We start from the raw sequence: 13,963 nt of genomic DNA, 5'->3' as shown, positions 1-13,963 counted from the left end.
CCCCCTAAATGAAACTGGAGTAATCCAAATGGCAATGACCGCCGAACAAAAAGCTGAAATCGTCAAGAGCTTCCAACGCGCTGAAGGCGACACCGGTTCGTCCGAAGTGCAGGTTGCCCTGCTGACCGCGCGCATCAACGACCTGACCCCCCACTTCAAGGCCAACACCAAAGACCACCACAGCCGTCGTGGTCTGCTGAAGATGGTTAGCCGTCGCCGCCGTCTGCTGGACTACCTGAAGACCACCGACGCTGACGCTTACCGCGCGCTGATCGCCCGCCTGGGCCTGCGCAAGTAATCGGCAACGGTTCTGAAAAAGTCGCAGCTTGCTGCGACTTTTTCACACCGGCAGCAAAGCGGGCCATATTGTCGTAACAACGGGGGGAGCCTCTAAGAATTCCGATCTATCGTGCAGGTCAGAATTTTTAGGGGTTCCCGTTGTTTTTTCCGGCTCGCGTGTTTTTATAATCGAACTCAAGATAGGGAAACCCTCGTGTTCAACAAGATCACCAAATCGTTCCAGTACGGCCGCCACACCGTCACCCTGGAGACCGGCGAAGTCGCCCGCCAGGCATCCGGCTCCGTCATCGTATCCGTAGACGACACCGTAGTGCTGGTGACCGTGGTTGGCGGCAAGTCCGTCAAGCCGGGCCAGGACTTCTTCCCGCTGACCGTAGACTACCTGGAGCGCACCTACGCCGCCGGCAAGATCCCGGGCGGCTTCTTCAAGCGCGAAGGCAAACAGTCGGAAAAAGAAGTGCTGACCAGCCGCCTGATCGACCGTCCGATCCGCCCGCTGTTCCCGGAAGGCTTCTACCATGACGTGCAGATCGTCGCCACCGTGATGTCGCTGAATCCGGAAGTGGATTCCGACATTCCGGCGATGATCGGCGCTTCCGCCGCGCTGGCCATTTCCGGCCTGCCGTTCGCCGGCCCAATCGGCGCCGCCCGCGTCGGCTACGCCGATGGCGAATACATCCTGAACCCGACCAAGACCGAACTGCAATCGTCGCAGATGGACCTGGTTGTCGCCGGCACCCAGCGCGCCGTGCTGATGGTGGAATCCGAAGCCAAGGAACTGTCCGAAGCCGTGATGCTGGGCGCCGTGGTGTTCGGCCACGAGCAGATGCAAGCCGCGATCAAGGCCATCAACGAACTGGCCGACGAAGTGAACCCGGTGATGTTCGACTGGGCCGCTCCGGTAGCCAACGAAGAGCTGATCGCCCAAGTGCGCGGCATCGCCGGCGCCAAGCTGGCCGACGCTTTCCGCCTGCGCCAGAAGCAAGCGCGCACCGTGGTCATCAACGAAGCCTGGGCCGAAGTCAAGGCTGCGCTGATCAACGAAACCACCGACACCCTAGTGGCCAACGAGATCAAGGGCATCTTCAAGGGCCTGGAAGCTGAAATCGTCCGCGGCCAGATCCTGGCAGGCGAAGCGCGCATCGACGGCCGCGACACCCGCACCGTGCGCCCGATCCGCATCAGCAACAACGTGCTGCCGCGCACCCACGGCTCCGCGCTGTTCACCCGCGGCGAAACCCAGGCGATGGTCGTGACCACGCTGGGCACCAAGCAGGACGAACAAATCATCGACGCGCTGGCCGGCGAATACACCGAGCGCTTCATGCTGCATTACAACTTCCCGCCGTACTCCACCGGCGAAGCCGGCCGCATGGGTCCGCCGAAGCGCCGTGAAATCGGCCACGGCCGCCTGGCCAAGCGCGCGCTGGTAGCGGTGCTGCCGCCGGAAGACGAATTCGGCTACTCGATGCGCGTGGTGTCGGAAATCACCGAATCCAACGGCTCCTCGTCGATGGCTTCCGTGTGCGGCGGCTGCCTGTCGCTGCTGTCCGCCGGCGTGCCGCTGAAGGCGCACGTGGCCGGCATCGCCATGGGCCTGATCCTGGAAGGCAACCGCTTCGCGGTGCTGACCGACATCCTGGGCGACGAAGACCACCTGGGCGACATGGACTTCAAGGTAGCCGGTTCCGCTTCGGGCATCACCGCGCTGCAGATGGACATCAAGATCCAGGGCATCACCAAGGAAATCATGCAGGTTGCGCTGGACCAGGCCAAGGAAGGCCGTCTGCACATCCTGGGCCTGATGAAGGAAGCCGTGGACGGCCCGCAAGAGCTGTCCGCCCACGCTCCGCGCCTGTACGTGATGAAGATCAACCCGGAAAAGATCCGCGAAGTGATCGGCAAGGGCGGCGAAACCATCCGCTCCATCACCAAGGACACCGGCTGCGAGATCAACATCGAGGAAGACGGCACCATCACCATCGCTTCGATCAGCAACGAGGGCGCGGAAGCGGCCAAGAAGCGCATCGAAGAGATCACCGTTGAAGTGGAAGTGGGCAAGGTGTACGAAGGCACCGTGGTCAAGATCCTCGACAACAACGTCGGCGCCATCGTTTCCATCCTGCCGGGCAAGGATGGTCTGGTCCACATTTCTCAGATCGCCAACGAGCGCATCAAGAACGTGGCCGACTACCTGAAGGAAGGCCAAGTGGTGAAGGTCAAGGCCATCGAAATGGACGACCGCGGCCGCATCCGCCTGTCCATCAAGGCCCTGCTGGAAGAAGAAGCGAAAACCGCCCAGGCGACCGCTGATTCGTTCGGTCTGAAGACCCAGTAAGCAGTTTGCCGCCATCCTGCGGGGTGGCCGGACTCAAACGACAACCCCCGCCCCGGCGGGGGTTTTTTCGTGCGTGGGCTGGGATGCGGCGATGGGCGGATTTCGAAAGCGCCATGTTAAAATGCCGAAAATAAATTTTATCGTATGATTTTGGTATTAAGTGGCGGGCCGGAGGCAGAGAGAAAGACGCGATGAATGTGGCGGAGCCTGAAAAATACTTGCGCGAGCTCGGATTGTTCAAGCAAATGCTGGCGCGCATCAGCTGGAAAACGCGCGGTAGCCCGATCTACATTTCAGCCAGCATGGGTTTTGACGAGCTGACCACTGTATTCGAACAGTACTATGCGGCATGAGGCGCGCCATCTCGGCGCTAGTAAGCGCGGCTAGGCTGGCGACTGCGCTGTGGCGGCACGCTCGGATCTGGCTTGCCGATCAATTTGTTTGTTGCTTGGGCCTGCTTGTCAGGAATGGCGGGTTGGGATGGAATGGCGGGTTTGGCGCGGGAGATGCGATGCGGGTTGAGGATGCGGAGAAAGCTTGCGCTGAGGGCAGGTCGCTGGCGATGCGCATCATTGTATGTGTGCCTGGCGTGGTTTTCGCTTGGTGTTTTTACGGTTTTGTCCTGTTCGTGATCGGCATCGGCTATATGAATCCGCGTTTGCCCCAGTATTATGGGGCGATCTCGCTGTTCACCCAGTTCCTGCCCTTGCTGGTCAGCATCGGCAGTTGGCTGGTCTGGATATTGACGCTGCGGCTGCGCTGGCTGAAACGATGCGTCGCCGCATTGGCTTTGCTGGCGGCGGGAACGGTTTTCCTGCAGCAGATCCAGCATTATCTGCCGCCGGGGCCGGATAGGGAGCAGGCTCAGCTTCAGCAAATGGAGCCTTAGAGGATTAGCCTCGTTCGCTGCATGAGTTGGCTAGCGACCATCGCAGTGCAAGGAAGAGGTGCATCTTTGGAGGAGGCAACCATTGTGGCGCGGATTTGGCCGCAGGTGAGTTAATTTGATAATTTTAAACCGCGCTTTGTTTGGCCTGCATGTATATCTGGGGTGTGCTGAAGCGAAGGAGAATGATATGAGACACTCGGCGGAAAGTGTACTCAGGACTCTTGCGGATCACGTTCGATCAACTTCTGGATGCTTTATCAAAATTGGGCCAGAGTTAGCGGGTACCAATGAGACGCAAGAAAAGCAAGGTCAAATATTACTGCTCGCGACCGAGTTGGAGAATCTTGCCAACAACGCAGCGGAAGGTCATGCAATTTCTTACCGCCAATTTGAAACGGTACTGCAGCAGTTGCATAAGCTTGGCTTCTTTCCAGAGGCCGGACTTGTTTCACAGATTGCCCAAGCCCTAGTAAGTTCAGGAGCTTTTGACGATGGGCAGCACTTGTCCTGAGGGTTGACCGGCGGGTGAGCCTGGCATGTGACCGAGAAGGAATGGTTAAGGTTAGCGAGGTAGCAGGCCATGTTGGCGACATGGCCCGCAAGCGGTCGCTCAATGTTTTAGCAGCGGCCGCAGCTTGGCGCGGGCGTCGCGCAGGATGTCGGCGGTGGTGTGCCAGTCCACGCAGGGATCGGTCACCGAGCAGCCGTAGCGCAGCTCGGACAGATCGGCCGGGATGGACTGGTTGCCAGGCTCGATGAAGCTTTCCAGCATGAAGGCGCGGATGCTGCGGTTGCCGTGGCGGATCTGGGACACCGCGTCGGCCAGCACGCGCGGCTGCAGCGCGTGCTGCTTCCACGAGTTGGCGTGCGCGCAGTCCACCATGATGGCCGGCGGGATGTCGTGCTTCTTCATCGCCTGTTCGGCCAGCGCGACGCTGACGGAATCATAGTTGGGCCGGCCGCCGCCGCCGCGCAGCACCAGATGGCAGTGCGGGTTGCCGCGGCTGTTCACCACCGCCACCCGTCCATCCTTGCCCATGCCCAGGTAGGCGTGCGGCGCGCTGGCGGAGACGATGGCGTTCAGCGCCGCGTCCAGCGAGCCGTCGGTGCTGTTCTTGAAGCCCACCGCGCTGTCCAGCGCCGACGCCAGCTCGCGGTGGATCTGCGATTCGGTGGTGCGCGCGCCGATCGCCATCCAGCTATAGAGGTCGGCTAGGTACAGCGGCGACATCGGGTCCAGCGCCTCGCCGGCTAGCGGCAGGCCCAGCTCGGCTGCGGCCAGGAGGAAGCGCCGGGCGATGTGCATGCCCTCGTCCACGCAGTAGCTGTCGTCCATGTAGGGGTCGTTGATCAGGCCCTTCCAGCCCACGCTGGTGCGCGGCTTTTCGAAGTAGGCGCGCATCACGATCAGCAGCGTGTCGTCCAGTTCGGCGGCCAGCTCCGCCAGCCGGGCGGCGTAGTCCAGGCCGGCGCGCGGGTCGTGGATGGAGCAGGGGCCCACCACCACCAGCCAGCGCGGGTCGCTGCCGTTCAGCACTTTCTTCACCGCGTCGCGGCCGGCATGGACCGAGGCGCTGGCGCGCGCGCTGGCCGGCAGGCTGCGCAATAATTCGGCGGGGCTGGCCATCGAGCGGTAGTCGGCCTGGCTGGACGGCGGCGACGCGTGGCCGTGTTCGGGCGCGAGTAGGCCGTGTTCCGGCCTGGCAAGCGTAGTCATGATGTTCTCCACAGGATGATCCGCAAACGAGCCGCGGATTCAGCCCGTCGTTTGCGGCAGGGCCGGCGCGCGGCCCCGGTGTCGGCGACAGGGCGGCCGCGCGCCGGCGGCGCGCAGGCCTGCTTTTCGTCGCGGCGGCCGCATGCTAGGCGGCCAGGGTGGCGCCGCCGTCCACCACGATGTCCTGCATCGTGACGTGGCCGGCCAGGTCGGAAGCCAGGTACAGCACCGCGCCGGCGACGTCGGCCGGGGTGGCCAGCTTGCCCAGCGGGATGCCCAGGCGGAACGCTTCCGGCTTGCCGGCGATGGTGCGGGCGGCGCCGTGCTCGTCCTGCCACATGCCGCGCAGCATCGGCGTGTCGGTGGAGCCGGGCGACACCACGTTGCAGCGCACGCCGTACGGCGCCAGCTCCAGCGCGGCGTTGTGGCTGAGGCTGGCCATCGCCGCCTTGGACGCGCCGTAGGCGGCCATGGCTATGCGCGGCACGTGGGCGGCGTTGGAGGCGACGTTGACGATGGCCCCGGCGCGGCGCGCCTTGAAGTGCGGCATCAGCGCGCGCAGCAGGTAGAACGGTCCGCTGACGTTGACGGCCAGGCACTGCTGCCAGTCGTCGACCGACAGCGCGTCGAACGCGCCCAGGCGCAGCACGCCGGCGGCGTTGACCAGCACGTCCGGCAGCGCGTCCTCTTCGGCCAGGCGGCGGCACAGCGCGGCCACGGCGTCGGCGTCGCGGATGTCCAGCGGCAGCTCGCGCATCACGCCGCAATGCGCGGCCGCTTGTTCGAACTGCAGGTCCAGCGCCACGACGCGCGCGCCGGCCTCGACGAAGCGGCGCGCCACCTCCTGGCCTATGCCCTGGGCCGCGCCGGTCACCCACACGCATTGGCCGGTGAAATCCAGTCCGACCATGATCAGGCCTCCTGCGGCAGCTTGGCCTGGATGGCGGCCCACCAGCCGTCCAGCGTCAGGTCCTGCGCCAAATCTTCAAAGCCGATTTCCAGGCCCAGCTTCTGCCATTGCGCCACCAGCTCCATCACGCGGATGGAGTCCAGGCCGTAGTCCAGCAGGTTGTCGCCGCCGGCCAGGCTATCGTCGCCGTCTTCCAGCACGGTCAGCACCTGGGCCTTCAGCCATTCGCGCGTCAGCGCGGCGTCGCCGCCGGCAGGGGCCAGGTCGGACTGCGCGATCACCGCGCCGCAGCGGGTGGCCACGTAGCGCAGCGCCATCTTGTGCTCTTCCTCGCTGAAGTCCGCCACCGCGTCGCCGACCATGAAGGCCTGGATGTCGCGCATGAAGGCGTCGCAGGCGGTCATCATGCAGCCGATGTGGGCGTAGACGCCGCAGATCACCAACTGGTCGCGGCCCCAGGCTTGCATTCTTTCCTGCAGGTCGCTGCGCTGGAAGGCGCTGTAGCGCCATTTGACCAGCACGGTGTCCTGCTCGCGCGGGGCCAGCCGCGGGGGCACCACTTGCACCGCCGGATCGGCGGTGGTCAGGCCCGGGCCCCACATATCGTTCAGCAGCGCGCGGTCTTCCGGCTTTTGTTCGGTGGGCTGCGCGGTGTAGATCACCGGCACGCCGTGGCTGTCGGCCCAGCGGCGCAGCGCGTCCACTTTGGATACCAGTTCATTGACCAGCGCGCTGTCCTCGCCGTAGAAGGCCAGGAAGTAGCGCTGCATGTCGTGGATCAGCAGCGCGGCGCGCTTGGGCTCCACGCGCCAGTCGGTCTTGTTGGCGGGGAAGTCGGCCGCCTGCGGCAGCGGGTAGGCGTTCAGCTTGGGAATGCTCATGGTGTTCAGGCTCCGGCCGCGGCGGCCAGCATGCCGCGCAGCGCTTGTTTGTCTATTTTGCCGACATGGGTCAGCGGCAGGGTGTTTACCAGTTCGAAACGATCGGGCAGCTTGTAGTCGGCCACGCCCTGCTCGCGCAGGAAGCGGCGCAGCGCCACCGATTTCAGTCCGTCCTCATGCGCCACCACGTAGGCGCAGCTCTTCTCGCCCAGCATCGCGTCGGGCATCGCCACCAGCGCGGCCTGGGCCACCTGCGGGTGTTGCAGCAGCAGGTGCTCGATCTCCTCGGCGGCGATCTTCTCGCCGCCGCGGTTGATCTGGTCCTTGACCCGGCCGACCACGCGCAGGTAGCCGCGCTCGTCGGCTACCACCACGTCGCCCGAGTAATAGAAGCCTTCGTTGTCGAACACGCGGGCATTGTGTTCCGGGGCCAGGTAGTAGCCGCGGAAGGTGTAGGGGCCGCGGGTGGCCAGCATGCCCGGCGAGCCGATCGGCACCGGGTGGCCGGCTTCGTCCACCACCTTCACTTCGTCGGCGTCGCTCATCGGCCGGCCCTGGCAGCCGTAGACGATGTCGTCGCCGTCGGTCAATCGGGTGTAGTTGACCAAGCCCTCGGCCATGCCGAACACCTGTTGCAGCTTGCAGCCCAGCACTTCCGGCACCTGGCGGGCGGTGGCTTCGGCGAAGCTGGCGCCGCCGACCTGCAGCAGCTTCAGGCTCTTCAACTGGGATTCGCGGCCGGGCGCGGCTTGCAGCCACAGCGCGACGGCCGGCGGCACCAGCGCGGCGATGTCCACCTGGTGGCGCTGCACCAGCGCGAAGCAGGCCAGCGCTTCCGGATTGGGCGCCAGCACCACCGCGCCGCCGGCGTGGAACACGCCGAGCGCGCCCGGCGAGCTGAGCGGGAAGTTGTGCGGCGCAGGCAGCGCGCACAGGAAGCGGGTATGCGGGCCGAGCTCGCAGATTTCGGCGCTGCGGCGCACGCTGTAGAAGTAATCGTTGTGGGTGCGCGGGATCAGCTTGGGCGTGCCGGTGCTGCCGCCGGACAGTTGGAAGAACGCCACTTCGTCGGCGGCGCTGGGGCCGGCTTGCTCCGGCAGGCCGCCGCAGTCCCGCTCCAGCACGGCTTCCAGCTCGTCGTTGGCGAACAGGCGCACGCTCAGCGCCGGGGAGATGGCCGCCAGTTCGTCCGCCATCGCGTCGTCGCCGAACAGCGGGTGGCGGCGGTCGGCGATCAGCAGCTTGGGCTGGATCTGGCGGGCATAGGCCGACAGCTCCAGCTTCTGGTGGCTGAACAGCGCGTTGACCGGGGCGGCGCCGATCTTGAACAGCGCGAACAGCGCGATGTAGAACTCGGCGACATTGGGCAGCTGCACCAGCGCGGTGTCGTGGCGGGCCACGCCGCGCGCCAGCAGCCAGGCGGCCAGGTTGCCCGAGCGGCGGTCCAGCTCGGCGTAGCTGATCTCGCGCTCGCCGCACAGCACGGCCGGCGCATCGGGACGCTCGCGGCATTGCCGCGCCAGCATCTCGGTCATCGGCTGGTCGTTCCAGTAGCCGGCGGCGCGATAGCGCGCCGCCAGGTCGTCGGGCCAGCGGGTGAAGGCTACGCTCATGCCGCCGCCTCCTGGCCGGACAGGCCGAAGGCGCCCAGCATGGTGCCCAGCTTGGCCTGGGTTTCCGCCCATTCCGACTCCGGGGTGGACGCGGCGACGATGCCGGCGCCGGCGAACAGCCGCACGCGGGTATCGGCCACGGTGGCGCAGCGTATGGTCACCGCCCATTCGCCGTTGCCATGCTCGTCGCACCAGCCGACGATGCCGCTGAACACGCCGCGCTCGAACGGCTCGATCTCGCGGATAAGCTGGCGGGAAGCCTGGGTGGGGAAACCGCAGATGGCCGGCGTCGGGTGCAGGCGGCAGGCCAGCTGCAAAATCGGCAGCGAGGCGTCGGCGAGCACGCCGTCTATTGGCGAGCCCAGGTGCCACATAGCGCGGGTGCCCAGCAGCGACGGCGCGGACGGGATGGACAGCTCGGCGCAATAGGGGCCCAGCACGTTCTGGATGTCGTCGATGACCAGGCTGTGCTCGTAATGGTCTTTGGACGAATCCAGCAGCTTGGCGCTGGCGGCGGCGTCGGCCGCCGGGTCGCTCTGGCGCTTGGCGGAGCCGGCCAGCGGGAAGGTGCGCACGCGCGCGCCTTCCTTCTGCAGCAGCAGCTCGGGGCTGACGCCCACCAGGCGGCCGCCGCCTGCCAGCGGCAGCTGGAACTGGTAGCCGTTGGGGTTTTGCGCGCAGACGGCGTCGAACACGCGCTCCGCCGACACCGGGCGGTCGAAGTCCACTTCCAGCACGCGCGACAGCACCGCCTTGCGGATTTCGCCGCGGCCGAAGCGCTCTATGGCCTGGCTGACGGCGGCCTTGAAGCCTTGCTCGTCCGGGATGCTGCGCGAGCCGACCACCTTGCCGCCGTCGCCGGCGCGCTGGGCGGCCGCCTGCAAGCGTTCTTGGCGGTCGAAGAAGGCGTGGCGGGCGGGGATGAAGAGTTCGGACGGTTGGTCGATGTCGAAAGGAATGGCGCCCATCAGCACCGGGGAGGCGATGCCGTCGGCGCGGGCGCGGGCGAAGGCTTCGGCCACTTCGCGGGAAAAGGCGCTGCCGGCGTCGAGCGCGCCGCGCGCGGGAGTATCGATTCGGGAGTGTATGCCGCCGGCCTTCAGGCTGCGGTGGGACGACAGGAAATAAAACTCGCCGTCTTCGGCGTTGCCGGTCGCGGCCGACTGGGTGTGCATGGCTTAACTCCGATGATAATGATAATAATTATCGTTCAAGGTATATTCAAAGCAGAAGGTTGTCAACTGGATGCTGCCGATTCCATGCGTTGGGAATAGCGTAAAGTCAGGATATTTGGGGGTTGATGGGCGTGAAAAAGCACGATCATGAATGGATTTGGCATGATCGTGCGGGGTGGCGCGGCGGCGGCCGCGCCGGATTGACCGCGTTAAATAGATTGCAAGCGGCGGGCCAGCTCTTCTCCTATGCGGCGCATCGGTTCCGGATCGCTCATGCCGAAGTGGTCGCAGTCCAGCTCAACGCAGTCCAACCGGCCTTGCAGATAGGGCTGCCAGTCGGCCGGCGTCGGCGCGTCGCCGGGGTGGCGGCCGGCGCGGAACAACAGCACGTCGCCGGCGTAGGCCGGCGTGCGGCTGTCGCGGAACAGGCGCATGCCGTGCAACGAGGCCTGGCCCAGTTTTTCCAGCGCGGCGCGGCCCAGTGGCGCCAGCGGGCTGCCGGGACGCAGCAGGCGCTGGTAGATGGCCTCGTTGTCCAGCGGCAGTCCGTCGGCGTCGGCGTCCACCTCGCCGTTGACGCTAAGCACCGTCACCAAGGCGTCGTGCAATTGGGGTTGCGGCCGCTTTTCCCAGCAGGCGGCGGGGTAGCTGTCCATCAGCGCCAGCAGCTCCACGGTTTCGCCGGCGGCGGCGAGCGCGGCGGCCATCGCCTGCGCCAGCGCGCCGCCCAGCGACCAGCCCAGCAGCCGGTACGGGCCGCACGGTTGGACGGCGCGCATGCGGGCGACGTAATCGGCCACCATGGCGTCGAAGCTGGCGGGCGCCTCGCCCTGGATGCCGGTGGCCTGCAGGCCGTAGATGGCGGTGTCCGGCAGGTGGCGCGCCAGTCCCAGATAGCACCAGGACAAGCCTTCCGCCGGATGCAGGCAGAACAGCGCCGGCAGCTTGCCGGGCTGGATGGTCAGCAGCGGCGCGAACTCGCCGCCCTGGCTCGCTGATGGCGGACGGTGGGCGGCCGGCGCGCTCAGCGCCTGCGCCAGCGCGGCGACGGTGTTGTAGCTGAATAGCGCCGATACGGCGACTTCGCGCTGCAGCAGCTGGGCCAGCCGGTTGGCGGCCTGGATCGCCTGCAGCGACTTGCCGCCCAGCGCGAAGAAGTTGGCGTGAGGGCCTTCCGGCATGCGGCCCAGCACCTGGCTCCACACTTCCATGATCTGCCGCTCCAGCGGCGTGGCCTCGGCGGCCGGGGATGCGTCGCGGGCCGGGGCATCGCTTAGCGCGGCCAGTTGCTTGCGGTCTATCTTGCCGTTGACGTTGCGCGGCAGCTGTTCCAGCCATTGCCAGCGGTCGGGAATGGCGGCGGCGGGCAGCCGTTCGGCCAACTGGCGCCGCAGCGCGCCGGCATCCGGCTCCGCGTCGGCGGAGAGGAAGGCGGCCAGCGTGTAGCCGCCGCCGGCCAGCGGCAAGCCGATCACCGCGGCCTCGCGCACGCCGGGGCAGGCCAGCAGCGCGTTTTCCACTTCGGTCGGGTCGATGCGCAGGCCGCTGATCTTCAGCTCGTGGTCCAGCCGGCCGAGGAAGCTCAGCTGGCCGCCCTGCCAGACGGCGCGGTCGCCGGTGCGGTAGGCGCGCGGCGCGCCGGGCAGCGCGTCCAGCGCCACGAAGCGGCGGGCGGTCAGCTCGTCGCGGCCCAGGTAGCCGATGGCCAGCGCGTCACCCAGCAGGCACAGCTCGCCTTCCTCGCCCTGCGCCACCGGTTGCAGGCCGGCGTCGACGATGGCGGCGGCCACGCCGGGGCGCGGCAGGCCGATGGGAATGTCGTCGCCGCCGTCCCACACCGCGTCCGGGCCGGACAGCGCGGCGCCGGTGGCGATGATGGAGGCCTCGGTGGGGCCGTAGCTGTTGAGCAGCGTGGCATCCGGCAGCAGCTCGCGCCAGCGGCGCGCGCGCTCGGTCAGCGCGGCCTCGCCGCCGATGATGGCGAGGCGGACGCGGGACAGCCGGCCGGCCAATTCCGGCGTCAGCGCGTAAGCCAGCTCGTGCCAGAAGGCGGTGGGCAGGTCCAGCACGTCTATCTTCAGCCGCGCGACGGCGTCGGCGAAGGCCGGCATCGATTCCAGCATCGCGTCGTCGCGCAATGCCAGCGTGCCGCCGTGGCACAGCGCCAGGAAGATTTCCTCGATGCTGGCGTCGAAATGCAGCGGCGCGAACTGCAGGATGCGCTCGCCGGCCTGGACGCGGTAGAACTGTCCGGCGCTGGAAACGAAGTGGGCCAGAGCGCGGTGGCCGACCAGCACGCCGTTGGGCTTGCCGGTGGAGCCGGAGGTGTAGAGCAGATAGGCCGGGCTGTCGACGCCGGCGGCGCAAGCGTCCAGACGCGGCGCGTCTTCGCCCGGCGCTTCGTCCAGGCACAGCGCCGGCGCGTCGCCGCACAGCGCGGCCCAGCGGCGATGGGTCAGCGCCAGCCTGGGGCGGGCGTCGTCCAGCACCATGGCCAGCCGGGCCGATGGGCCGAGCGGATCGAGCGGGACATAGCAGCCGCCGGCCCACAGCGTGCCGAGGATGGCGACGATGGCGTCCACCGAGCGCGGCAGCAGGATGGCGACGCGATCGCCGTCTTCCAGGCCCTGGGCCTTCAAGCGGCCGGCCAGCGCGCGCGCGCGGTCCAGCAACTGGCGGTAGCTGAGGGCCTGGCCTTCGCCTTCCAGCGCGACCGCGTCGGGCTGCGCGACGGCCTGCGCGGCCAGCCGCTCCATCACCGGGACAGCGGGCCGTTCCAGCGCCGGGCCTTGCAGAATGGACAGCGGCGGCAAGTCCGGCAGCAAGCTCGCCAGCGGCGTGCCGGGCTCGGCATGGGCCAGTTGGTCCAGCCATTGCGGCAGCTCATGCCACAGCGCGTCCAGCCGCTCGGCCGGATAGGCGTCCGGATGGGCTTCCAGGCTGAGCCGCCATTCGGTGTTGAGCAGGCTGATGTTGATCGACAGATCTTCCACCGGGCCGGAGCTGATCGGCCGGATGCGGGTTTTCAGGCCGTCGAACGGCGCGTGGCGGTCGAAGGGCATCAGGTTGAGCACCGGGCCGAACAGCCGCTGGCGGCCGTCCAGCCGGCCCAGATCGCCGCGCAGCCATTCGTAGCGGTAGCGCTGGTGGGGGCGGATGTCGCGCAGGCCGGCGGCGGCCTGGCGGGCCAGCTCTCCCAGGCTGGCGGCCGGGTCCAGCCGCAGGCTGAACGGCGCGATGTTCATCGCCATGCACGGCACGGCCAGCGCGGCCGAGCCCATGCGGTTCATCACCGGCAGGCCCAGGGTGATGGCGCGCCGGCCGCTGCGGCGCGCCAGCCAGGCAGCGGTCGCCGCCATCAGCCAGGCGGCCCAGTTGACGCCGCAGGCCTTGGCGGCGCGCTGCCAGGCGTCGATCTGGCTTGCGGTCAGCGCGCGGCCGGCTTTGCGCACGCTGTCGGCCAGCGGTTGCGGCGGCGCCAATGTGGCGGCGGGAGGGAAGGCTTGTTGCCGCGCGGTCCAGAACGCGCGGTCCCGCTCGCGCTGTTCGGACGCTTGGTAAGCTTGGTCTTCGGCCAGCACCTGCTCCAGCCGCCAGTCGGGCAGCGGCGGCGCGTCCTGGCCGCGTTGGGCGGCGTTGTAGCGCGCGGATACGGCCTTGGCCAGCAGGCCGTAGGCGAAGCCGTCCAGCGCGATATGGTGGGTTTGCACATACCACAGAAAACGATGAGGTCCCAGTTGCAGCAGCGCGCTGCGATGCAGCGGGCCCGCCGCCGGGTCGCAGGGGCGGGACAGCGCTTCGCGCATCCAGGCATCCGCCGCGGCTTCGGGATCGGCCGCGCCGCTCAGGTCGTGCCAGGGCAGCGCTTGCGCGGGGGCGGCTTGCGGGCGTTGCCACAGCTGTTCGCCGTCGAATTCGAAGCGCATGCGCAGCGCCGGGCAGTGCGCCAGCGCGGCGGCGGCGGCGGCGCGGAAGGCGTCGATGTCCAGCGGGCCGTCAAGCTCGGTGGCTTCGGCGGTCCAGTAGCCCGGATTGTCGGGCGCCAGCCGCTGCCCCATCCAGATGCCGTGCTGGGCGTAGCTGACGGGAAGGCGGGTGGAGGTCTCGGTCATGAGGATGTCTGCCTGTTATTGGTTTCGG

Annotated in this window: 11 protein-coding genes; 5 read left to right on the top strand and 6 right to left on the bottom strand. The window is 67.4% G+C overall.

All coding sequences use genetic code 11. The features are described from left to right. Nucleotides 1-28: 28 nt before the first annotated feature. The 5 genes from rpsO to U6115_RS17555 all read left to right on the top strand — a co-directional run bounded on the left by rpsO (nucleotide 29) and on the right by U6115_RS17555 (nucleotide 4,038). Nucleotides 29-298: a 30S ribosomal protein S15 gene (gene rpsO, locus U6115_RS17575; protein ID WP_043575361.1), complete on the top strand. Its 270-nt coding sequence runs from the start codon at nucleotides 29-31 to the stop codon at nucleotides 296-298. A 195-nt stretch (nucleotides 299-493) separates the two neighbouring features. Next, on the top strand, nucleotides 494-2,638 hold the full coding sequence (pnp, locus tag U6115_RS17570; RefSeq protein ID WP_043575359.1) for a polyribonucleotide nucleotidyltransferase: 2,145 nt from the start codon (nucleotides 494-496) through the stop codon (nucleotides 2,636-2,638). A gap of 191 nt (nucleotides 2,639-2,829) precedes the next feature. Then, a complete protein-coding gene (locus U6115_RS17565) occupies nucleotides 2,830-2,991 on the top strand; it encodes a hypothetical protein (protein ID WP_155294744.1) in 162 nt (53 codons plus the stop codon). A 158-nt stretch (nucleotides 2,992-3,149) separates the two neighbouring features. Next, nucleotides 3,150-3,527 carry a hypothetical protein gene (locus U6115_RS17560; RefSeq protein WP_043575357.1) on the top strand — a complete coding sequence of 126 codons (378 nt, stop codon included), beginning with the start codon at nucleotides 3,150-3,152 and terminating at the stop codon, nucleotides 3,525-3,527. Nucleotides 3,528-3,714: 187 nt separating this feature from the next. Further along, nucleotides 3,715-4,038, top strand: a complete 324-nt coding sequence (locus U6115_RS17555) for a hypothetical protein (protein ID WP_146008456.1) — start codon at nucleotides 3,715-3,717, stop codon at nucleotides 4,036-4,038. A gap of 99 nt (nucleotides 4,039-4,137) precedes the next feature. Here the strand turns inward: U6115_RS17555 and U6115_RS17550 are convergent, their stop codons facing one another. The 6 genes from U6115_RS17550 to U6115_RS17525 form a co-directional block, all read right to left on the bottom strand. Next, a complete protein-coding gene (locus tag U6115_RS17550) occupies nucleotides 4,138-5,244 on the bottom strand; it encodes a 3-deoxy-7-phosphoheptulonate synthase (RefSeq protein ID WP_043575354.1) in 1,107 nt (368 codons plus the stop codon). A gap of 145 nt (nucleotides 5,245-5,389) precedes the next feature. Next, on the bottom strand, nucleotides 5,390-6,154 hold the full coding sequence (gene dhbA, locus U6115_RS17545; RefSeq protein WP_043575351.1) for a 2,3-dihydro-2,3-dihydroxybenzoate dehydrogenase: 765 nt from the start codon (nucleotides 6,152-6,154) through the stop codon (nucleotides 5,390-5,392). Between the two features lie 2 nt (nucleotides 6,155-6,156). Continuing rightward, the gene (locus tag U6115_RS17540; RefSeq protein ID WP_043575349.1) at nucleotides 6,157-7,035 is read right to left on the bottom strand and encodes an isochorismatase; all 879 of its coding nucleotides are present in this window, start codon (nucleotides 7,033-7,035) and stop codon (nucleotides 6,157-6,159) included. A 5-nt stretch (nucleotides 7,036-7,040) separates the two neighbouring features. After that, nucleotides 7,041-8,648, bottom strand: a complete 1,608-nt coding sequence (locus U6115_RS17535) for a (2,3-dihydroxybenzoyl)adenylate synthase (RefSeq protein WP_043575347.1) — start codon at nucleotides 8,646-8,648, stop codon at nucleotides 7,041-7,043. After that, entirely contained in the window at nucleotides 8,645-9,823 is a 1,179-nt protein-coding gene (locus tag U6115_RS17530) for an isochorismate synthase (RefSeq protein ID WP_043575345.1), read from the bottom strand. The genes U6115_RS17535 and U6115_RS17530 overlap by 4 nt, the downstream gene beginning before the upstream one ends. A gap of 209 nt (nucleotides 9,824-10,032) precedes the next feature. After that, nucleotides 10,033-13,935, bottom strand: a complete 3,903-nt coding sequence (locus U6115_RS17525) for a non-ribosomal peptide synthetase (protein WP_043575343.1) — start codon at nucleotides 13,933-13,935, stop codon at nucleotides 10,033-10,035. Nucleotides 13,936-13,963 lie beyond the last annotated feature (28 nt).

This window comes from Chromobacterium subtsugae, assembly GCF_035919665.1.
Taxonomy (GTDB): Bacteria; Pseudomonadota; Gammaproteobacteria; order Burkholderiales; family Chromobacteriaceae; genus Chromobacterium; species Chromobacterium subtsugae.
Note: the sequence above shows the minus strand (reverse complement) of the source record. Positions and strands in the feature narration are given on the sequence as shown.